The 17,567-nt window shown below is 75.1% G+C and carries 21 protein-coding genes; 9 read left to right on the top strand and 12 right to left on the bottom strand.

Features of this window, described 5'->3' with window-relative positions:
- Positions 1-64 precede the first annotated feature (64 nt).
- The 4 genes from BDZ31_RS02395 to BDZ31_RS02380 form a co-directional block, all read right to left on the bottom strand.
- Positions 65-667 (bottom strand): biotin transporter BioY, encoded by a 603-nt coding sequence (locus BDZ31_RS02395; RefSeq protein WP_183338616.1) that lies wholly within the window; start codon positions 665-667, stop codon positions 65-67.
- Between the two features lie 134 nt (positions 668-801).
- On the bottom strand, positions 802-1,509 hold the full coding sequence (locus BDZ31_RS25760) for an iron dependent repressor, metal binding and dimerization domain protein (protein WP_183338614.1): 708 nt from the start codon (positions 1,507-1,509) through the stop codon (positions 802-804).
- 73 nt (positions 1,510-1,582) lie between these two features.
- On the bottom strand, positions 1,583-2,239 hold the full coding sequence (locus BDZ31_RS02385; protein WP_183338612.1) for a hypothetical protein: 657 nt from the start codon (positions 2,237-2,239) through the stop codon (positions 1,583-1,585).
- Positions 2,240-2,321: 82 nt separating this feature from the next.
- Entirely contained in the window at positions 2,322-2,903 is a 582-nt protein-coding gene (locus BDZ31_RS02380; protein ID WP_183338610.1) for a COG4315 family predicted lipoprotein, read from the bottom strand.
- Positions 2,904-3,012: 109 nt separating this feature from the next.
- Here BDZ31_RS02380 and BDZ31_RS02375 point away from each other — a divergent pair, with 109 nt between their 5' ends.
- From BDZ31_RS02375 to BDZ31_RS02365, 3 genes are all read left to right on the top strand, one after another.
- Entirely contained in the window at positions 3,013-3,549 is a 537-nt protein-coding gene (locus BDZ31_RS02375) for an RNA polymerase sigma factor (protein WP_183338608.1), read from the top strand.
- Between the two features lie 10 nt (positions 3,550-3,559).
- Positions 3,560-4,330, top strand: coding sequence for a hypothetical protein (locus BDZ31_RS02370; RefSeq protein ID WP_183338606.1), 771 nt, complete (start codon positions 3,560-3,562; stop codon positions 4,328-4,330).
- Between the two features lie 73 nt (positions 4,331-4,403).
- Entirely contained in the window at positions 4,404-4,748 is a 345-nt protein-coding gene (locus BDZ31_RS02365) for a cupredoxin domain-containing protein (RefSeq protein ID WP_183338604.1), read from the top strand.
- Between the two features lie 9 nt (positions 4,749-4,757).
- Here BDZ31_RS02365 and BDZ31_RS02360 read toward each other — a convergent pair whose 3' ends face one another.
- Together BDZ31_RS02360 and BDZ31_RS02355 are read right to left on the bottom strand one after the other, a co-directional pair.
- Positions 4,758-5,165, bottom strand: coding sequence for an FHA domain-containing protein (locus BDZ31_RS02360; protein ID WP_183338602.1), 408 nt, complete (start codon positions 5,163-5,165; stop codon positions 4,758-4,760).
- Positions 5,166-5,350: 185 nt separating this feature from the next.
- Complete coding sequence (locus BDZ31_RS02355; RefSeq protein ID WP_183338600.1) at positions 5,351-7,066, bottom strand: hypothetical protein; 1,716 nt, start codon at positions 7,064-7,066, stop codon at positions 5,351-5,353.
- A 326-nt stretch (positions 7,067-7,392) separates the two neighbouring features.
- On the opposite strand from BDZ31_RS02355, the gene hemQ reads away from it, so the two are divergent.
- On the top strand, positions 7,393-8,097 hold the full coding sequence (hemQ, locus tag BDZ31_RS02350; protein ID WP_183338598.1) for a hydrogen peroxide-dependent heme synthase: 705 nt from the start codon (positions 7,393-7,395) through the stop codon (positions 8,095-8,097).
- A 120-nt stretch (positions 8,098-8,217) separates the two neighbouring features.
- Here the strand turns inward: hemQ and nudC are convergent, their stop codons facing one another.
- Positions 8,218-9,150 (bottom strand): NAD(+) diphosphatase, encoded by a 933-nt coding sequence (gene nudC, locus BDZ31_RS02345; protein WP_183338596.1) that lies wholly within the window; start codon positions 9,148-9,150, stop codon positions 8,218-8,220.
- Between the two features lie 54 nt (positions 9,151-9,204).
- Between nudC and BDZ31_RS02340 the strand changes: the two genes are divergently transcribed.
- Positions 9,205-9,747 carry an NUDIX domain-containing protein gene (locus BDZ31_RS02340; RefSeq protein WP_183338594.1) on the top strand — a complete coding sequence of 181 codons (543 nt, stop codon included), beginning with the start codon at positions 9,205-9,207 and terminating at the stop codon, positions 9,745-9,747.
- Positions 9,748-9,754: 7 nt separating this feature from the next.
- Here BDZ31_RS02340 and BDZ31_RS02335 read toward each other — a convergent pair whose 3' ends face one another.
- A complete protein-coding gene (locus BDZ31_RS02335; protein WP_183338592.1) occupies positions 9,755-10,327 on the bottom strand; it encodes a gamma-glutamylcyclotransferase in 573 nt (190 codons plus the stop codon).
- Positions 10,305-11,072: a class I SAM-dependent DNA methyltransferase gene (locus BDZ31_RS02330; protein ID WP_183338590.1), complete on the bottom strand. Its 768-nt coding sequence runs from the start codon at positions 11,070-11,072 to the stop codon at positions 10,305-10,307. The genes BDZ31_RS02335 and BDZ31_RS02330 overlap by 23 nt, the downstream gene beginning before the upstream one ends.
- 203 nt (positions 11,073-11,275) lie before the next feature.
- Here BDZ31_RS02330 and BDZ31_RS02325 point away from each other — a divergent pair, with 203 nt between their 5' ends.
- The 3 genes from BDZ31_RS02325 (at position 11,276) to BDZ31_RS02315 (ending at position 13,391) form a co-directional block, all read left to right on the top strand.
- On the top strand, positions 11,276-11,881 hold the full coding sequence (locus BDZ31_RS02325) for an HXXEE domain-containing protein (protein ID WP_183338588.1): 606 nt from the start codon (positions 11,276-11,278) through the stop codon (positions 11,879-11,881).
- A gap of 10 nt (positions 11,882-11,891) precedes the next feature.
- A complete protein-coding gene (locus BDZ31_RS02320; protein ID WP_183338586.1) occupies positions 11,892-12,317 on the top strand; it encodes a VOC family protein in 426 nt (141 codons plus the stop codon).
- 66 nt (positions 12,318-12,383) lie between these two features.
- A complete protein-coding gene (locus BDZ31_RS02315) occupies positions 12,384-13,391 on the top strand; it encodes a M48 family metallopeptidase (protein ID WP_183338584.1) in 1,008 nt (335 codons plus the stop codon).
- Here BDZ31_RS02315 and BDZ31_RS02310 read toward each other — a convergent pair.
- A complete protein-coding gene (locus BDZ31_RS02310; protein ID WP_183338582.1) occupies positions 13,377-14,276 on the bottom strand; it encodes a hypothetical protein in 900 nt (299 codons plus the stop codon). The genes BDZ31_RS02315 and BDZ31_RS02310 overlap by 15 nt on opposite strands.
- 107 nt (positions 14,277-14,383) lie before the next feature.
- Here BDZ31_RS02310 and BDZ31_RS02305 point away from each other — a divergent pair, with 107 nt between their 5' ends.
- Positions 14,384-15,382 (top strand): Gfo/Idh/MocA family protein, encoded by a 999-nt coding sequence (locus tag BDZ31_RS02305; protein WP_183338580.1) that lies wholly within the window; start codon positions 14,384-14,386, stop codon positions 15,380-15,382.
- A gap of 127 nt (positions 15,383-15,509) precedes the next feature.
- Here the strand turns inward: BDZ31_RS02305 and BDZ31_RS02300 are convergent, their stop codons facing one another.
- Together BDZ31_RS02300 and BDZ31_RS02295 are read right to left on the bottom strand one after the other, a co-directional pair.
- Positions 15,510-16,610 carry a pyridoxal-phosphate dependent enzyme gene (locus tag BDZ31_RS02300; RefSeq protein WP_183338578.1) on the bottom strand — a complete coding sequence of 367 codons (1,101 nt, stop codon included), beginning with the start codon at positions 16,608-16,610 and terminating at the stop codon, positions 15,510-15,512.
- Positions 16,607-17,374: an MBL fold metallo-hydrolase gene (locus tag BDZ31_RS02295; RefSeq protein WP_183338576.1), complete on the bottom strand. Its 768-nt coding sequence runs from the start codon at positions 17,372-17,374 to the stop codon at positions 16,607-16,609. The genes BDZ31_RS02300 and BDZ31_RS02295 overlap by 4 nt, the downstream gene beginning before the upstream one ends.
- Positions 17,375-17,567: the final 193 nt, after the last annotated feature.

Raw genomic sequence — 17,567 nt, 5'->3', positions numbered from 1 at the left:
CGGCGGCCGGCCGCCGGCGGGCGGTGCCGGAGCCCGGTGCGGGCTCCGGCATCCGCGCGGACGGTCAGCCGCGCTCGAACCGTCTGGCGAGGTTCCAGGCGGAGGGCAGGACCGCGGCGCCGATCAGCGCCTTGATCAGGCCGCCGACGATGAAGATCGTGAGGCCGTTGTGGATCGTCCAGCTCCAGTCCTGGCCGACGGCCAGCTTGAGGCCGACGAGGCCGAAGGCGAAGACGATCAGCTGGGCGGCGCAGAAGGAGACGAACGCCGTCAGCGCCTTGCGGTCGGCGCCGCGCTCGGCGAGCCAGCCGACGACGCCGGTCGCGACGATGAAGCCGAAGATGTAGCCGCCGCTGGCGCCGGTGAGGACGTCCCAGCCCTGGCCGCCGTCGGAGTAGACCGGCATGAACAGGCCCATGAGGACGTAGAGGCCCATCGCGGCGGTGCCGCGGCGGGCGCCGAGCGTCGCGCCGACGAGGCCGACGGCGAGCGTCTGGCCGGTCACCGGCACCGGCGACGGCGGGACGGGGATCGCGACCTGCGCCAGCAGCGCCGTGAGCAGGGCGCCGGCGAGCACCAGGACGGCGTCGCGCACGCGAGCACCGGGGATCGCGTCGGCGAGGACGAGGCCGCGACGCGGCAGGGTGGGCGCGGATGCGGTTGCCATGAAGCTCCTTTTGGGTTCAGTCGGAACGGCGTGCGACGCGACGGGTCTACTGGATCGGCGACCGCCTCCGCCGCGTGCGGCTCCCCATTGTGGGGCACCCGGGCGGAGCAGGCCCCCGGTCCGGGGGGTGGCCGTCAGTCGACGGCGCGCCGCACGAAGAGGCTGCGCGCCGCCTTCTCGGCGATCAGTCGCTCGTCGCCGCTCGGGCCGTCGCCGCTCATCCGCACCCGCAGGTGGCCGGCCGCCGGCTGGACGTCCTCGACGTGGACGTGCGCGCCGGGGCGGAATCCCTCGGCGTACAGCCAGCCGATCAGGTCGCGGTCGTCCTTGGCGACGCGGACGATCTCGGCGCCCTCGCCGGCCGTCAGCTCGGCCAGCGTCAGCAGCTGCTCGTTCTCGGCCTGCTCGACCTGCGGCGCGACCGGCCAACCGTGCGGATCGCGCTCCGGACGGCCGAGCCGCTCGTGCATCCGCTCGACCATCTCGTCGCTGAAGGCGTCGCCGACGCCGGCGGCGGCGTCGTGGACCTCCGCCGGCTCGTAGTCGAGGAAGTCGGTCAGGAACCGCTCGAAGATGCGGCGGCGGCGCACGACCTGCTCGGCCCGCGCGATGCCCTTGGGCGTCAGGTTGATCCAGCGGTTGGGCAGCCGCTCGACGAGCCCCTCGTCCTCCAGCCGTCTCAGCGTCTCGCCGACGGCCGCGCGCGAGACGCCGAGGCGGTCGGCGACGCGGGCGGCGATCGGCGTCGCGGCGTCGGCCGGCCGGTACTCGCCGACCGGGAAGACGAGCGCGTAGATCGCTTCGAGGTAGTCGTCGGCGGTATGTCCGCGCGGGTTGGGCACCGGGCGATCATACGATGCCCGCTCGGCGCTGCGCGGCTCGTCGCGGGCGCGGTCCGGCCGCGCCGCGCGGCGCTCAGTTGAGGCGTGCGCGCACGCGCTCGACGTCGCGCTCCATCCGTTCGCGCGTCTCCGGCCCGGCCGGCAGCGCGAGCCGCAGCTCGGCGGCCTGCAGCGCCCACGTCATGTGGCCGATCCGCTCGGCGCGCGCGGCGATCCGGTTGAGCAGCAGCGCGGCGACCTGGTGGGCGCACTGCCAGCCGACCGACTGCTCGCGTCCGGCGAGGTCGACGATCGCGCCGTCGCGGCCGAGATCGGCGACGTGCGGGTCGGCGAGCCCGGCGTGCGCGAGGTACTGCTCGCGTCCGGCGCCGACGACGCCGAGCGGGATGCCGGCGCGGCGGCCGGCCTCGACGGCGATCACCGTCAGCGGCAGCCGGTGGCCGTGGCCGTGCGCCAGCACGCGGTGGAGCAGGAGGTCGTCGAGCACGCAGTCGCGCGCGATCCTCTGCGGCTCCTCGACGCTCGCGTAGCGCTCGGCGACGGCCGCGGCGCAACCGGCCAGCTGCTGGGCGGGGACGGCATGGCGCAGCGGCGAGATCGAGGCGGCGAGCGCCTCGATCTCGGCGCGCGCGTCATCGACCGCGAGCGGCTCGAACTCCGCCCCGAGCGCGAGCGCGAGGTCGGCGTGAGCGGGGCATTCCGAGACGGCTTGGAGAGCGAATGGGAGCATGAGGGAGGGTCGTTTTAGGGTGACCTAATACATACTGCCATGGTCGGATATCGCGATGCAAGCCGGTCGCGAGAGGCTTCGATCACGAACCGTGGCCGGTGACCGCCGTCCCGCTCGGCGCGAGCACGTACCACTCGGCGCCGAAGGCGTCGATGTTCTGGCCGTGGGTGTCGCCCGGCGCGGCGTCGCCGGCGTAGCGGTACAGCGGGTGGCCGGCGTAGGTCACCTCGGTCGTGCCGTCGGCCCGTCTCGTGGTGCCGAGCCGCGCCGTGCTCGCCTTGCCGGCGGCCGTCGCTCTGCCGCTCGTCGTCAGCGGCGGCCACTCCGCGGCGCAGGCGCCGTCGCACGTGCTCGTCGAGGTCGTGTCTCTCTCGAACAGGTAGAGCGTCCTGCCGCCGCCGTCGACGAGGATCGTGCCGAGCGGCGTCGAGGCGGTCTTGACGACGGCGGCGCCGCCGGATGCCGGCCGCGTCGTCGTCGACTGCGTCATCGCGCCGCCGTAGCCGTAGGAGCCTCCGCCGGAGGCGGCGCTCGAGGTGCCCGCGCCGGACGAGCCGCCGCCGGTCGTGGAGCCGCCGGTCGAGGAGCCGCCGCTGCTTCCGCAGCCGGCAGCGATGAGCGCCGCGGCCGCGAGGGCGGCCGCGAGGATGATGAGGCGTCGCATGGGTCCTCCTGCGTCGCGTGAGGGTCGGGGCCTTCCGCATGAGAGGACGCCGGTATGGACCCGCTCCTTCCCCTCCCATGCGAATCCGGCACGGCGCTACAGTCCGGCGATGACGCGCCTCGACCCGCAGGCGCTGGTCCGTCACCTCGATCGGCTCTACCGGGCCGCGTGGGCGCTCTGCGGGTCGCGGGAGGAGGCCGAGGACCTCGTCCAGGAGACGGTCGTCCGCGTGCTGGCGAAGCCGCGGCGGCTGCACGGCGACGAGGAGCTCGCCTATCTGCTCGGCGCGCTGCGCAACACCTTCCTGACGACGCGCCGGACCGCGTCGCGGCGGCCGCGGGAGGCGGCGACGCTCGACGACGTCGCGGCGGCCGACTCGCGGCCCGGCGGCCAGCCGGAGGCGGCGCTGGAGACGCAGGAGCTGTTCGCCGCGATCGCCGCGCTGCCGGAGGAGTTCCGGCTCGCGCTCGTCGCGGTCGACCTCGTCGGCCTCTCCTACCGCGAGGCGGCCGACCTGCTCGGCACGCGCGAGGCGACGATCACGACGCGGCTCCATCGCGCCCGCGGACGGGTCGCGCAGGCGCTCGAGGCGCCGGGCCCGCCGGGGCGCCGGGAAGGGTCGGGGGAGCGGAGGAGTCTGAGGTAGCGAGGACGCGATGGAGCGCGAACGCAACGACAGAGAGGACGAGCGCGTCGCGCGGCTGGTCGCGCGGCTGCGGGCGCTCGACGCGCCGGCGCCCGAGCGGCTGCGTTCGTCGGTCGCGGCGGCGGTCGCCGCGGCCGAGGCCGCCGGGCGCCGGGGCGGGCGGTCGCGCCGCGGTCCGCTCGCGTGGGCCGGCGGTGCGCTCGGGCGGTTGCTCGGCGGTCCGCTCGCCTGGGCCGGCGATGCGCTCGGGCGGTCGCGCCGCCGTCCGCTCGTCTGGGCCGGCGGTGCGCTCGCGGCGGCCGCCGTCGTCGCGCTGCTGCTCGTGCTCGCGCTCCCCGGCGGCGAGGCCGGCGCGCCGACCGTGCCGCAGGTCGCCGAGGTCGCGCTGAAGCGGCCGGCCGCGCCGGCGCCCGCGACGCTGCCGAACGGCCGGCTCGACGTCGCCGGCGACGGCATCCCCTTCCCCGACTGGTCCTCCGCCGAGGCCGGCGGCTGGCGCGCGACCGGCACGCGCAGCGACCGCGTCGGCGACCGCGACGTGACGACGGTCGTCTACGCCAACGACGCCGGCGAGCGGGTCGGCTACGCGATCGCCGCGGCGCCGCGGCTGCCGATCGGCGGCCGCTACGTCGAGCGCGGCGGCGAGCCGATGTGGGTCTACGAGCTCGACGACGGGACGAAGGCGGTGATGTGGCTGCGCGACGGGCGCACCTGCGTCGTCGCCGGGAGAGGGGTCGACGAGGAGACGCTGCTCGACCTCGCGGCGCCGCGGGAGGCCTGACCCGCGCCGGGAAGGATCGCGGCCGGCCGGCGTCTGTGCGGGCGAGGACCCCGTCGACGGAGGAGCTGGAGCGATGTCCGCACGCCGCAGGAACCGACCCCTTCTCGCGCTCGCGCTCGTGGCCGCGGCCGGCGGCGCCGCGACGCTGCCCGGCGGCGTCGCCCAGGCGGCGACCCGTACGGTCACCCTGCGCGACATCGCCTTCCACCCCGCGCGGGTGACGATCGCGCGCGGCGACCGCGTCGTCTGGCGCTGGCGCGACGGCGGGATCCGCCACAACGTCGTCAGCCGCTCCTTCCGGGGGACCGGGGCGCGCAGCAGCGGCAGCTACGGCGTCACGTTCCGCAGAGCCGGGACCTTCCGCTACCGCTGCACGCTCCATCCCGGGATGGACGGGACGGTCGTCGTGCGGCGGTGAGCGCCCGGCTCACTCGCCGGGGACGTCGCGGTACTGCATCACGACGCGGCCGATCACGACGACGTCGCCGTCGTGCAGCTGCGCCTCCTGCACCTGCCGTCCGTTGACGAAGGTGCCGTTGGAGCTGCGGTCGTCGAGGATGCGGACCGCGCCTTTGCGCTGCGTCACGATCGCGTGGCGGCGCGAGACGCTGACGTCCTCGAGCTGGAGGTCCGCGGTGAAGCCGCGGCCGATGTGGGTGATCGTGCGCTCGAGCGGGACGAGGCGCACGCCGCCGTCCTCCTCGATCGCGAACCAGCGGCCGGGCTGCGGCTCGCCGGTGCCGTCCGGGCGTTCGCCGTGCGCCAGCTCGTCGACCGGGTCGATCGCCACCGTGGGCTCGAACGCGACCGTGTGTTCCGTCGGCGTGGTGGTCATCGCTTCACCTCAGCGCGCTTTCCTCAAGAGAACCTCAACGAAACCGAAGATCGCCGGGAGAACGATGAACTTCTGGTGAAGGACCGGCGCTTCGAAGCCAGCGCCATCGGCCCCGAACGCACGACGCCCCGGCCGGGCGAGCCGGCCGGGGCGTCGATCCGCGGGGGTGCCCGACGCGGGTCAGCTCACGTTCTGACCGTTCTGAACGTGATCCGCACGACCCTCACGGCGCCCCGCTTCGGCGCCAGCCGCACGGTCAGCGTCTGGCTGCCGTTCGCCTTCAGCTGCGGCGCGGTCATCACCGTGCTGCGGGCGTGCTCGCGGCGCGCTCTGCCGTCGAGCGAGAAGGAGACGGCGCGCAGCGCGTGGCGTCTGGCGGGCTGCACGAAGAAGCGCAGCTTCGTCGTGCCGCGGATCTCGTTCGGGACCTGCGGGCGGATCGTCACCCGCGTCCCGCCGACCTTCACCGTCCGCGGCGCGATCCCGTCGACGACCTCGCGGCCCTCGCAGTCGAGCGCGACGTAGTTGACGTAGCGGAAGGTGCGCGTGATCGTGCGCGCCTTCCCGTTGCCGCGGACGCGCACCGACAGCGTCTGCTGCGCGTCGCGGTCGAGCTGCGCGAACGGGATCGTCGCGCGCGCTCGCTTCGCGACGACCTTGCCGTTGAGGCGGTAGACGACCTGCCGCAGCACGCCGCGCGCCGATCTCGTCGACAGCACCAGCTTGCCGTCGCGCGAGGTCGCGTGGAAGACCGCCTGGCGCCGGCCGAGCGCGGCGTTGCCGGCCTTCACGAAGTAGCCGTGGCGGTAGGTCGCTATGCAGCCGGTCGGCAGCTCGACGACCGTCCAGCAGTACCGCGTCGCCGGGCCGACGTTGGCCCCGCGGCGGGCGCGCACCTCGAAGCAGTGCTCGCCGAGCGACAGCCCGCGGTAGTCGCTGCGGCCGTTGCAGGCCGCCCAGGCGCCGCCGTCGATCCGGCACTCGAGCGTCACGTCGCTCTGGGTCGTGTGGTAGCGCAGCGTCGCGGTGCTCAGCGGCGTTCTCGCCGGCGGGCCGTCGTCGATCACCGGCGCTCCGATCGTCGTGTCGATCGGGTTCTCGAGCGGCGTTCTCGGCGTCGGCGGCGGCGTCGTCACCGGCGGGCACGGGTTGCCGGCGATGCCGGCGCGCGCCTCGCCGAGCACGATGTCGCTGCCGAGCAGTCTGCCGAGCAGCGCGTTGAGCGTCGGGTTGAGGATCGGCCCGAGCAGCCCGAGGTCGAGTCTGGGATCGATGCTGACGCGCACGGCGGTGCGCGTCACCGCGTCGGCCGTCGTCGTCGTCTGGTTGAGCGCGATCTCGCCGATCCGCACGCGCGCGAGCAGCACGTCGACGGTCAGGTCGAGCGTCGTCGGCTCGCTCGTGTCCGCGATCGTCTGGCCGAACAGCGACAGCCCGACGACGCGGCCGTCGCTGCGCGCGACCGGATCGCCGGCGACGCACTGGTAGCCGACGGTCGCCTCCGTCGCGGTGACGCCGATGCCGCCGCCGAGCAGTCTCAGCAGGCTGACGCCGGTGATCGCGCCGCGCGCGGTCACGCCGCCGTCGGCGGTGGCGGCCGTCGACGCCTCCGCGACGCCGCCGTCGAGCAGCGTCGAGAGCGTCGCCGGCAGCGTCACCAGTCTTCTGTCCTCCGCCGCGCACGGGTCGTTCGCGGCGTTGGCGACGACCGGCTCGGCGTCGGCGCCGATGCCGGCGACCAGCGCCTCGGCGCGCAGGGCGCTGCCGCGGCAGCTGAAGCCGTCGGCCGAGGCCGCCGGAGCGGTCGCCGCGGCGGCGACGATCGCGGCCAGCAGCGCGAGCAGCGCGAGCATCAGCGGCCGCCCTCCGAGCGACCGCCTCGTCGAGAGGTTGAGGTCCATCTCCCGCCTTCCTTGTCCGGGTGCGGCATGGGGGAGCTGGACGCGGCCCTGTCCGCGCCTTCATCGGCCGTCGTCCCGACGGCGAGGGCGGGTCGTGCCCGCCCCGATGCCCTGCCAGCGCCTCCCACAGCGCACGACGTGAATTCCCTTGAGCGATCGAACTGTCGGCCATGGTCAGATTTCCTGTAGGCGCACTGCGGCTTCTGCACGGCTTTGGGTAGGAACGGCGGCCCGTCTCGCGCCGTTCTGGCGGATCGGCGCTCGGATCTCGACGCCGGCGGGCGCGTCGCGGCGCCACGACCGGCACGCGGGAGCGGTCGCCTACGATGGCCGGACCGCTCAGACCCCGCTTGGAGACGACCGTGACGACCGATCAGAACCTGTACACGCTCTACGCCGCCTTCAGCGCGCCCGCCGCGCGCCGCCTGCCCAAGGAGCGCCGCGCGGCCGCGGCCGCCGAGGCCGACGCCGCGCTCGTCGCGACCGGCGTCGTCGTGCGCGGCAGCTACTCGCTGCAGGGCTTCCGCGCCGAGGCCGACCTGCTGCTGTGGCTGATCGGGCCGACGGCCGACGCGCTGCAGGACGCGCTCGTCGCCTTCCGCCACACCGAGCTGGGCCGCTCGCTCGACGCCCACTGGACCAACATCGGCGTCCACCGCGAGGCCGAGTTCGCGAAGGGGCACGTCCCCGCCTTCCTCGCCGGCGAGGAGCCGCGCAAGTACGTCTGCGTCTACCCGTTCGTGCGCTCGTACGAGTGGTACCTGCTGGAGCCGCAGGAGCGGGCCGAGATGCTGCGCGAGCACGGCATGATGGGCCGCGAGTACCCGGACGTGCGCGCGAACACGGTCAGCGCCTTCGCGCTCGGCGACTACGAGTGGCTGCTCGCCTTCGAGGCCGACGAGCTGACCCGCATCGTCGACCTGATGCGCCACCTGCGCGCCGCCGACGCCCGCCGCCACACGCGCGAGGAGCTGCCGTTCTTCACCGGGATCCGCAAGCCGCTCGCCGAGGTGGTGGCCGACCTGCCGTAGCGGATCCCGCGGATCCGCAAGCCGCTGGCCGACGTGGTGGCCGACCTGCCGTAGCGGATCCCGCGGATCCGCAAGCCGCTGGCCGAGGTGGTGGCCGACCTGCCGTAGGAGCGGAGCGGGTCAGGCGGTGTCGGCGAGCCAGCCGTCGAGCAGGCGCCGGGCGATCGCGATCGGCGGCGGCAGCAGCAGCTCCGCGTCGCCCGGCGGGGCCGCCCAGTCGGCCGAGCCCTCGCGCGCGGCGGCCGCGGCGACCTGCGCGCGGGTGAACCAGCGCACGTCCTCCAGCTCGCCGTCGCGCACCTCCGGCTCCCCGCCGGCGTAGCGCGCGGTGAAGCCGAGCATCAGCGAGCTCGGGAACGGCCACGGCTGGCTGCTGACGTAGCGGGCGTCGCGCACGGCGACGCCGGCCTCCTCCATCACCTCGCGCGCGACCGCCTCCTCCAGCGACTCGCCGCCCTCGACGAAGCCGGCGAGCGCCGAGTAGCGGCCGGCCGGCCAGCTCGCCTGCCGGCCGAGCAGCACGCGGTCGCCGTCGAGCACGAGCATGATCACGACCGGGTCGGTGCGCGGGTGGTGCTCGCCGCCGCAGACCGGGCAGCAGCGCAGGTGGCCGGCCGCGGTGGCGTCGGTGACCGCGCCGCAGCGGGAGCAGTGGGGGTGGGAGCGGTGCCAGTTGAGCAGGGCCGCCGCCTGCGCCGCCAGGCCGGCCTCCTCGGCCGGCAGCCGGGCGCCGACCTCGCGCAGGCCGAGCGCGCGGGCGCCGGGGATCAGCGGCCGGCGGGCGTGGAGATGCTCGACGTCGACCGCGAACAGCGCGTCGCCGTCGGGCCCGACGCCGAGCAGCACGGCCGGCTCGGGCGCGCCGCCCGGGATCTGGCCGAGCGCGATCCGCACCAGCGCCGGCGGGTCGCCGGTCACGAGGATGCCGTCGCGCGTCAGCGCCAGCGCGCGGCTGCCGGGGTCGGCGAGCCGCTCCTGCACCCAGCCGGCATCGGTCCGGCGCCCTCCCGCGCGGTCGAGGGTCGAGCCGGCGAAGGTGTTCGGAGCGCGCATGCCCTGACTGTCGCAGACCGGGCCGCCGGGGCGCGACCGCGTTAGTCTGGGCGCGTGAGCTGGAAGGCGCTGCGGTCGCGCACGGTCTACGAGAACAGATGGATCCGCGTCCGCGAGGACGCCGTCGTGCGGCCCGACGGCGAGCAGGGGATCTACGGCGTCGTCGAGATGGTCCAGCCGGCCGTCTTCGTCGTCGCGCTGTCGGCGCTCGACGAGGTCGTGCTCGTCGAGCAGGAGCGCTACACGACCGGCGAGCGCTCGCTCGAGGTCCCGGCGGGCGCGACCGACGGCGAGGACCCGCTCCACGCCGCCCAGCGCGAGCTGCGCGAGGAGACCGGGCTGGTCGCGGAGGATTGGCGCCCGCTCGGGCGGATGAACGCGCTCAACGGGATCGCGAACGCGCCGGAGCTCGTCTTCCTCGCGACCGGCCTGTCGTCCGCGCCGGAGGGCGACGAGCGCCACGCCGAGGGGATCACCGCCGTGCTGCGCGTCCCGTTCGACGAGGTGCTGCGCAAGATCGCCGGCGGGGAGATCGTCGACGGCGAGACGATCGCCGCGCTCGCGCTCGCGGGCATCGCGCTCGGCCGCTTCGCGTAGCGGCCGGCTACGGCAGGTCGATCCGCTCCAGCGCGACGACCTCGCAGCCGGCCGGCGGCGGGTCGGTCGAGGCGCGGTAGGCCGCGAGCGCATCGGCGCCGAGCGCGCGGAAGCCGTGCTCCACGTCGTCGAGGTACTCCTGGCTGACGAGCGTCCGCCGCTCGCGCACCCCGCGCGCCAGCCGCGCGCGGCCGGCGGCGCTGCCGACGTAGGTCCAGACGCGACCGCGGGCCCCGGCGACCCGCTCGGTCACGTCGACGCGGTCGTAGTTGCGCTCGCGCGCGTCGAGCCGCCGCAGCGCCGCGGCGTCCACCGGCAGGCAGAGCCCGTTGACGGCGCCGTCGCCAGGGACGACGTCGAGGAAGGCGACGAACGCCTGCGGCCGCTCGCCGGTCGCGCGCAGCCGGTACCACTTGTAGCCCGGCAGGTCGCGGGCGTTGTCCATCGCGACGCCCCAGCGGCGGCGGTGGCCGCGCAGCTCGGCGACGTGGCCGCCGTTCGCGACCGCCGTCGCGGCCGCCGCCGCCGCCAGCGAGCCGTAGCCGAAGACGTACTGCTCAGGCGACGAGCTCGAGCTCACCCTGCTTCCGTCCCACCAGGGCGACGTAGGGGAGCGGATCGCCGGAGACCGACAGGCGGTGGGTGTAGGTGACGCGCGCGTGCTCGACGATCGTCCCCTCCTCCAGGGCGGTCGCCAACGTGCGCGAGAAGCCGCTCGTGTCGGCCTCCTCGACGAACCGCTCGCGGATGTTGAAGGCGACCCAGCCCTCGTCGGCGACCAGCTCGAAGGCGCTCGCGAACGCCTCCGGCGGCACGTCCCCGAAGCCCAGCGCGGCGACGCAGGTGAGGCAGTTGAAGTCGTGCTGCTCCAGCTCCTCGCGCGCGCTCGGGGCCAGCTCGGTCATGTCGAGCGCGTGGTAGGCGTCGTAGACGCCGGGGCGATCGCGCTCGGCCGCCTCCTTCGCCGCCTCGAGCAGGTCGACGCCGACGATCGCGCCGCTGTCGATCCGCGCGAGCTCGGCTCCGACCATGCCGTTGCCGGCGCCGAAGTCGAGCACCTGCAGGTCCTGCGGCCGCTCGTCCTCCTGCCGCAGCGCGTCGTGCAGCAGGTCGACGACGACCCGCGGCGAGTCGCAGCTGAGCGCGTCGGCGAACAGCCGCTCGTACAGGCCCGGGACCTTGAAGATCTCGTCGTAGTCGTGGAAGCGGATGCGACGGCGCTCGCCATCCCATTCCACCTCGCAATACTCCTCGTGCTGGTCGAGCCCGTCCGCGCCGGCGGCGGGCATGTGGATGACGTACTCCTGGTGGTCGAGCGTGGACATCGTTCCTCTTCGGTAACCGCAGTCCCTCGGCCGCGACGCGGCCGATCGCCGCGAGCGGCGCCGGGTCGCCGGCGCTGCGCGGCACGAGTGGCTCGCCGGCGGACGCGAGGTCGTGTTCGACGAGCCACGAAGACCGTAGCGAACCGGCGTGCGGGAGGCGTTCGCACGCGCGACTCGGGGTGCGCGGGCACGTGCGATCGTGCATGCTCCCCGTCGAGATGAGCGCGCTGCTCGACGTCGATCGCACGCACGGCCGCTGGCCGTGGCTCGCAGCGGCGGCGGCGCCGCTCGCGACCGCCGCGCTCGCCGGCCGCCGCGGTGAGCTGGGCGTCGACCACCGCTGGGCGCTGTGGAGCGCGCCGGTCGCGCTGCTGTGGCACCAGACCGAGGAGTGGTTCCTGCCCGGCGGCTTCCTGCCGTGGTTCAACCGCGAGGTGATCGGCTCCGGCGCCGACGAGTTCCCGATCACGCGTCGCGACGGACTCGTCATCAACGTCGCGATCGGGTGGGGCCTGACCGGCGCCGCCGCGGTCGGCGGGATGCGCACGCCGACGGTCGGCGCCGCGGCGCTGGCGGTCGACGTCGCCAACGGCCTGATGCACGTCGGCCTCGCGCTGCGCGACCGCCGCTGGAACCCGGGCGCCGCCTCCTCGGCGCTGCTGTTCCTGCCGCTCGGCGTCGGCGGCCTCGCCGCGATCGCGCGCGACCCTCGCGGCGGCGCGCGCCCGGTCGCGGTCGGCCTGGCGGTCGGCGCCGCCTCCGCCGTCGGGACGTTCGCCGCCATGCGCGCGCGGCTCGCGCGGCGCTAGCTTCATCGCCATGGCCACCACCTTCGTCCACACCTGCGTGCGCGTCCGCGACGTCGACGCCTCGCTGCGCTTCTACGGGCTGCTCGGCTACGAGCTGCGCGGCCGGCTCAACTTCGACAGCGCCTACAACGTCTACCTCGGCCTGCCCGGCGGCCCCGACACGCTCGAGCTGACCGTCAACGTCGGGCGCGAGGAGCCCTACGACCTCGGCGACGGCTACAACCACATCGCGCTGACGGTCGACGACCTCGACGGCCTGCTGGCGCGGCTGTCGGCAGCGGGGATCGAGCCCGAGAAGCCGCCGTACGCGCCCGGCGGCCGCGAGGAGGTCGGGCGGATCTGCTTCGTCAGCGATCCCGACGGCTACCGCGTCGAGCTGATCGACGGCAGCTTCCCGACCCCGCAGGACCCGCCGCACCCGTCGACCGCGGGATAGCGCCGGCCGCGGGCGCGGCGGGCCTGCCGGTTATGACCGCTTGAGGTGAGGACATAAGGTGCGTGGATGACCTCCTCCGACGCACCCGTCAAGGGCTTCCAGCTGAAGGACATCTCGCCGCGTGCGTGGCAGCACCCGGCCGATCGGGCGGCGACGGCGGCGCTGGCGTCGGTCCCGTACCTCGACAAGGTCGTGAGGACGCTGATCGAGCTCGGCTACGAGCGGGCGCTGCGCCAGGTCTCGCTCGGCGCCTCGGTGCGGCTCGGCGAGCAGCAGCTGCCGGAGGTCTGGAGCGACCACGTCTTCGCGTACTCGACGCTCGACATCGCGGAGGTCCCGCCGCTCTACGTCACGCAGTACCCGCAGCCGAACGCCTTCGCGATCGGCGCCAAGCGGCCGATCGTCGTCGTCCAGTCGGAGCTGCTGCAGCTGCTCGACGCCTCCCAGCGGCGCGCCGTCTTCGCCCACGAGGCGGCCCACATCCTCGCCGACCACCAGCTCTACCGCACCGCGCTGCTGATCCTGCTGCAGCTCAGCAACGCCGCCGTCCCGCTGCCGCTGCGGCCGGTGCGGGTGGCGCTGCTGGAGTGGTACCGCGCGACCGAGCTGAGCTGCGACCGCGCCGCCGCGCTCGTGACGCGCGACCCGCTCGCCGTCTGCCGCACGATGCTGTCGATGGCGGCGGGGACGATGGTCGAGCAGCTCGACCTCGACGCCTTCCTGACCCAGAGCATGGAGTACGCGGAGACGGGCAACGGGCTCGAGCGGCTGACGCGGCTGATGCTCGACCTCAACCAGACCCACCCGCTGCCGGTGCGGCGCACCCGCGAGCTGATGACGTGGGTCCGCTCCGGCGAGTTCGACCGGATCGTCGGCGGCGAGTACGTCCGACGCGAGGAGCCGGTCAGCCCCAGAGCCGAGGCCGGCGACGCCGTCTCCTTCTACAGCGACCGCTTCAGGGACGCCTTCAAGGACGCCGGCGAGACGCTCGGCCAGGGCGGCCAGAGAATCGCCGACTGGCTGCGCAAGGCGCGCGAGGACATCGGCGGCGCCGGCGGCTCAGAGGAGGAGTGAGCGGCGGGCCGGCCGGCGGCCGGCCCACGCCGCGGCGGTGGCGGCGAGCCGCCCGTCGTCGAGCGTGAGCGGCAGCTCCAGCGGCGTCGCGCCGGCGCGCGCGACGCGCCGCAGCGTCACGTGCGGCGCCGGGGCGCCGGCGCGCTCGCCGCAGACGGTGCCGTGACCGGCGCAGACGACCCGTCCGTCGCGACGGCAGACGGCGACGTCGAAGTTGGCCGGGCCGGTCGGGTCGGCGAGCACGAGCAGCTCGACCGCGGCGTGGCGGTTGACGGCGTCGGTCGTCGCGACGACCCCGAGCAGGCGCGGGACGGAGAGGTGGCGGCGCGGGTCGCCGGAGAGCGCCGGGTCGAGCGCGAGCAGCAGCGAGCGGCCGGCGCAGTCCAGCCGCCACGTCGCGCGCGTCGACGGCCGCAGGCCGTGGAGGTCGGCGCGGTCGAGCCGCGCCAGCGCGACCGCGTCGGCAGCGCTGGCCGGCGCGAGCGCGATCGGCGCCGTCGCGCATCCGTCGGCGGCGGCGAGCAGGTGCTGCGGCGGCATCAGCTCGTAGCCGGGCAGGCCGTGGCGGTGGGCGACCGTCGCCACGCCGAAGCGGGCCTGCGCGGCGACCGACGACGAGCGGTGCGGCGGCAGCGCCGCGAGCACGCCCAGCTCGGCGGCGTCGGCGAGCCCGGCGACGATCTTCCAGGCGTGCAGCGCGAGCGCCTCCTCGTCGGAGAGCAGCGCCGGCTGCAGCACGAGCGCGCTGAGGCCGCTGCGCCCGAGGCCGGTCACGGCCGCCCGTCTGACCGCCGGGCTGGTGCCCGGGTCGCCGATCAGGCGCAGCAGCGCCGGCGACCACTCGGCCGGGTCGGCGAGCAGCTCTCCCAGGAAGGCGGGTCTCATCGCGTTCGAGCCTAATCAATTTTCCGTTTTGCGGTCAAATGTTGAGGTTCGTTACGCTCGGTTCTCACTCGTGACGGCATGTTCACATATGGAAATGGAGTGGTGAGATGGGTGGGAGCGAGCAGGCGATCCGGCTCGGGATCGCCGGCGGCGGGATCATGGGCGAGCGGGTCGCCGACGCGGCCGCGGCGCTGGCGGGCGTCGAGGTGCGGGCGGTCGCCGACGCGAACCCCGACAGCCGCGCCCGCCTCGCCGAGCGGTTCGGCGCGGCCGCCTTCGCGACGTGGGAGGAGCTGATCGCCGCCGGCGGGATCGACGCCGTGTACGTCGGCCTGCCGCACCATCTCCACGCCGACGCCGCCTGCGCCGCGGCCGACGCCGGGCTCCACCTGCTGCTCGACAAGCCGCTCTGCAACACGCTCGAGGAGGGCGATCGGATCCTCGCCGCGGTCGAGCGCGCCGGCGTGCGGCTGATGGTCGGCTTCAGCCACCGCTTCCACGTCGAGCTGGCGACCGCGAAGCGGCTGCTGGAGGCCGGCGAGCTCGGCGACGTCGTGCTGGCGACCGACCAGATCGTCGACAGCGCTCCGAACGGCCCCGCCTGGTACTGGGACCGCGCCGCCGGCGGCGGCGTCGTCCAGCTCCAGATGCACCACAGCTTCGACCGGCTCGCGTGGCTGCTCGGCAGCCCGATCGTGCGCGTCCAGGCCGAGCTGCACGAGCGCGAGGTCGGCCCCTCCGGCGCCGTCGACCTCGCCGCCGCCGTCACGCTGACCTTCGCCAACGGCGCCGTCGGCACCTCCGCCGCGTCGTTCGTGACCGGCTACGACGGCGACGGCGTCGTCGAGCTGGTGATCCAGGGGACGCGCGGCCACGTGCGGCTGGAGACGTGGAGCCACGTCGAGGCGCAGACGGCGCGCTCGGCCTTCACCCAGCGCCAGCGCCGCGACGACTGGCTCGGCGCCGAGGTCGCCGAGTTCGTCGCCGCGATCCGCGAGGGCCGCGACCCCTCCGTCACCGGCCGCGACGGCCACCGCGCGCTGCGCGTCGCGCTCGCCGTGAAGGAGTCGGCGCGGACGGGGAGCGCGGTCGACGTGGCGCCGTAGGGGGTGCGGCGGCGGCCGCGCCGGAGCTCGGGCGCCGCTGCAGGCGTGCGCGCGGCGGCGGCCGCGTCGGCGCCGCGCCCGCGCCGGCGGCGGCCGCCGCAGGAGATGCCGCCGGCGGGCGCCTGCGCTACAGCGGCCGCAGCAGCGCGCCGTCAGCCGCGCGCAGGTCGTCGAGCAGCTGCGGCGCGTAGGCGAAGAGCGCGACGTTGCCGCCGGTGTGGAGGAAGAGGACGCGCTCGTGCTCGCGCGCGAGCGCGCCGGCCTCCGCGTCGGCGATCAGCGCCGCCATCGCCTTGCCGGTGTAGACCGGGTCGAGGAAGACGCCCTCGGCGCGCGCGACGCGGCGGATCGCGGCCAGCCCCTCCGGCGTCGGCACCGCGTAGCCGCCGCCGACGTGCGCGGCGCTGTTGTCGACGTCGGCGCGCGCGACGAGCGCGCGGGGCAGGCCGAGCAGCTCGGCGGCGGCGCCGGCGGCCGCCGCGATCGTCTCGGCGACCGGGTACTCGGCGCCGAGCGGCGCGATCCCGCGCACGCGCAGCTCCCAGCCGAGCGCGCGCGAGCCGAGCAGGTAGCCGGCCTGCGCCGAGCCGACCGCGGCCGTCACCAGCAGCTCGGGCCGCCGCCCGCCGGTCGGGCCGGCCGGGTCGTCGCACTGCGCCAGCGTCTCCAGCGCCGCCTCGACGAAGGCGACCGTGCCGAGCGTCTCCGAGCGCGGATAGGTGATCAGGTACGGCCGCCGGCCGCGCTCCCGCAGGCGCTCGGCCAGCCGCGCCTTGACCGCCTCGTGGTCGGCGCCGAGCGGGCCGTCGATCGTGTGGACCGTCGCGCCGGCGAGCAGGTCGAGCAGCACGTTGCCCTGGTCGTCGGGCTGGCCGTAGGCGCGGCTGAGCACGAGCTGGCAGTCGAGCCCGAGCCGCGCGCAGGCGGCGGCGAGCATGCGGCAGTAGTTCGACTGCAGCGCCCCGCCGTGGACGATCGTGTCGGCGCCCTGCGCGAGCGCGTCGCCGAGCAGCAGGTCGAGCTGGCGGACCTTGTTGCCGCCGAAGGCGAGCCCGGAGAGGTCCTCGCGCTTGGCGAGCAGGCGGTCGCCGAGGCCGAGCTGGCCGGCGAGCCGGTCCCACCGCTCCAGCGGCGTCGGGAAGGTCCCGAGGCCGGCGCGCGGGAAGGCGGCCAGCCGCTCGGCCAGCGCTTCGGGCCCGATCGCGCCGGGCGCGCCGGCGACGCTCATCGCGCCGCCGCCGCGGCGCCGCCGTATCGCCGCGCCAGCGACGGGTCGTGGTCGGCGAGGACGACGTCGCAGTCGCGCTTCCAGCGCCTGATCGCGCGGCGGCACTCGGCGACGTGCTCGGCGATCCCGATCGGGATCTCGGCGTCGACGTTCTCCTGCAGGAAGGCGGTCTCGAGGATGCCGACGACGCCCTCGTCGCGGGTCCGGACTCTGACGCCCGCCGAGCCGGGATGGTGGCCGCCGGTCGTCTCGAAGACGACGCCGGGGACGACCTCGGTCGGCTCGTCGACGACGTGCAGCCGTCCCTCGATCGCCAGCTCGCGCAGGTAGGCCCACGAGCGGGCGGTGAAGAAGAACTCGGTCGGCGGGTGGCCGGGCGGGTCGCACAGCAGCTCGGTCATGCCGGCCTTCGACAGCCACACCTCGGCGCGCGGCAGCAGCTCGGGGACGAGGCCGCCCGAGTGGTAGGTGACCGGCTGCGTGACGCAGCACCAGTCGACCTGCTCGGCCGCCACGCCGTGGGCGGCGAGCGCGTCGGCGAGGCCGACGACGTCGCGGTAGACGCCGGTCGTGCGCAGCGCGGCGAGGTCGTCGGCGTCGGGCGGCAGGCCGCTGTCGATCAGGCCGATCCCGCCGTCCTCGGAGCGGACGAGCCAGACGTAGAACCAGAGGTCGATCACGCGGTCGTCGTCGCGGCCGAAGAAGCACTTCGAGGTCGGCACTTCGTGGACGGCGACCGGGCAGGCGGTCAGCGCGTGGTGCATGGCGGCGACCCTATCTCGACATCCCGATCGGGTTCAAGTATGAGTACGCCGATTCCCGAGTGAGAACAAATTTCGCTCTCACCCCTTGACTCCTCGGCGGCGTCACCGTAACAATACGCATACAGGAACTCAGATTCACGTATGTGAATTGAGTCTGGCCCCCGGGAAGAGCGACGAGGACCAAGGAAAGGGA

The organism is Conexibacter arvalis (assembly GCF_014199525.1).
GTDB classification, from domain to species: domain Bacteria; phylum Actinomycetota; class Thermoleophilia; order Solirubrobacterales; family Solirubrobacteraceae; genus Conexibacter; species Conexibacter arvalis.
The sequence above is the reverse complement of the archived record's forward strand: the minus strand, read 5'-3'. Positions and strand labels throughout refer to the sequence as shown.

Bases quoted from the DNA above. Each gene is read 5' to 3' on its own strand.
- BDZ31_RS02315 (WP_183338584.1), top strand. From the start codon at position 12,384: ATGACCTCCTCCGACGCACCCGTCAAGGGCTTCCAGCTGAAGGACATC.
- hemQ (WP_183338598.1), top strand. From the start codon at position 7,393: ATGGCCGGACCGCTCAGACCCCGCTTGGAGACGACCGTGACGACCGAT.
- BDZ31_RS02385 (WP_183338612.1), bottom strand. From the start codon at position 2,239: ATGCTCCCATTCGCTCTCCAAGCCGTCTCGGAATGCCCCGCTCACGCC.
- BDZ31_RS02330 (WP_183338590.1), bottom strand. From the start codon at position 11,072: ATGTCCACGCTCGACCACCAGGAGTACGTCATCCACATGCCCGCCGCC.
- BDZ31_RS02380 (WP_183338610.1), bottom strand. From the start codon at position 2,903: ATGCGACGCCTCATCATCCTCGCGGCCGCCCTCGCGGCCGCGGCGCTC.
- BDZ31_RS02310 (WP_183338582.1), bottom strand. From the start codon at position 14,276: ATGAGACCCGCCTTCCTGGGAGAGCTGCTCGCCGACCCGGCCGAGTGG.
- BDZ31_RS02365 (WP_183338604.1), top strand. From the start codon at position 4,404: ATGTCCGCACGCCGCAGGAACCGACCCCTTCTCGCGCTCGCGCTCGTG.
- BDZ31_RS02395 (WP_183338616.1), bottom strand. From the start codon at position 667: ATGGCAACCGCATCCGCGCCCACCCTGCCGCGTCGCGGCCTCGTCCTC.
- nudC (WP_183338596.1), bottom strand. From the start codon at position 9,150: ATGCGCGCTCCGAACACCTTCGCCGGCTCGACCCTCGACCGCGCGGGA.
- BDZ31_RS02355 (WP_183338600.1), bottom strand. From the start codon at position 7,066: ATGGACCTCAACCTCTCGACGAGGCGGTCGCTCGGAGGGCGGCCGCTG.
- BDZ31_RS02300 (WP_183338578.1), bottom strand. From the start codon at position 16,610: ATGAGCGTCGCCGGCGCGCCCGGCGCGATCGGGCCCGAAGCGCTGGCC.
- BDZ31_RS02325 (WP_183338588.1), top strand. From the start codon at position 11,276: ATGCTCCCCGTCGAGATGAGCGCGCTGCTCGACGTCGATCGCACGCAC.
- BDZ31_RS02375 (WP_183338608.1), top strand. From the start codon at position 3,013: ATGACGCGCCTCGACCCGCAGGCGCTGGTCCGTCACCTCGATCGGCTC.
- BDZ31_RS02360 (WP_183338602.1), bottom strand. From the start codon at position 5,165: ATGACCACCACGCCGACGGAACACACGGTCGCGTTCGAGCCCACGGTG.
- BDZ31_RS02295 (WP_183338576.1), bottom strand. From the start codon at position 17,374: ATGCACCACGCGCTGACCGCCTGCCCGGTCGCCGTCCACGAAGTGCCG.
- BDZ31_RS02320 (WP_183338586.1), top strand. From the start codon at position 11,892: ATGGCCACCACCTTCGTCCACACCTGCGTGCGCGTCCGCGACGTCGAC.
- BDZ31_RS02370 (WP_183338606.1), top strand. From the start codon at position 3,560: ATGGAGCGCGAACGCAACGACAGAGAGGACGAGCGCGTCGCGCGGCTG.
- BDZ31_RS02305 (WP_183338580.1), top strand. From the start codon at position 14,384: ATGGGTGGGAGCGAGCAGGCGATCCGGCTCGGGATCGCCGGCGGCGGG.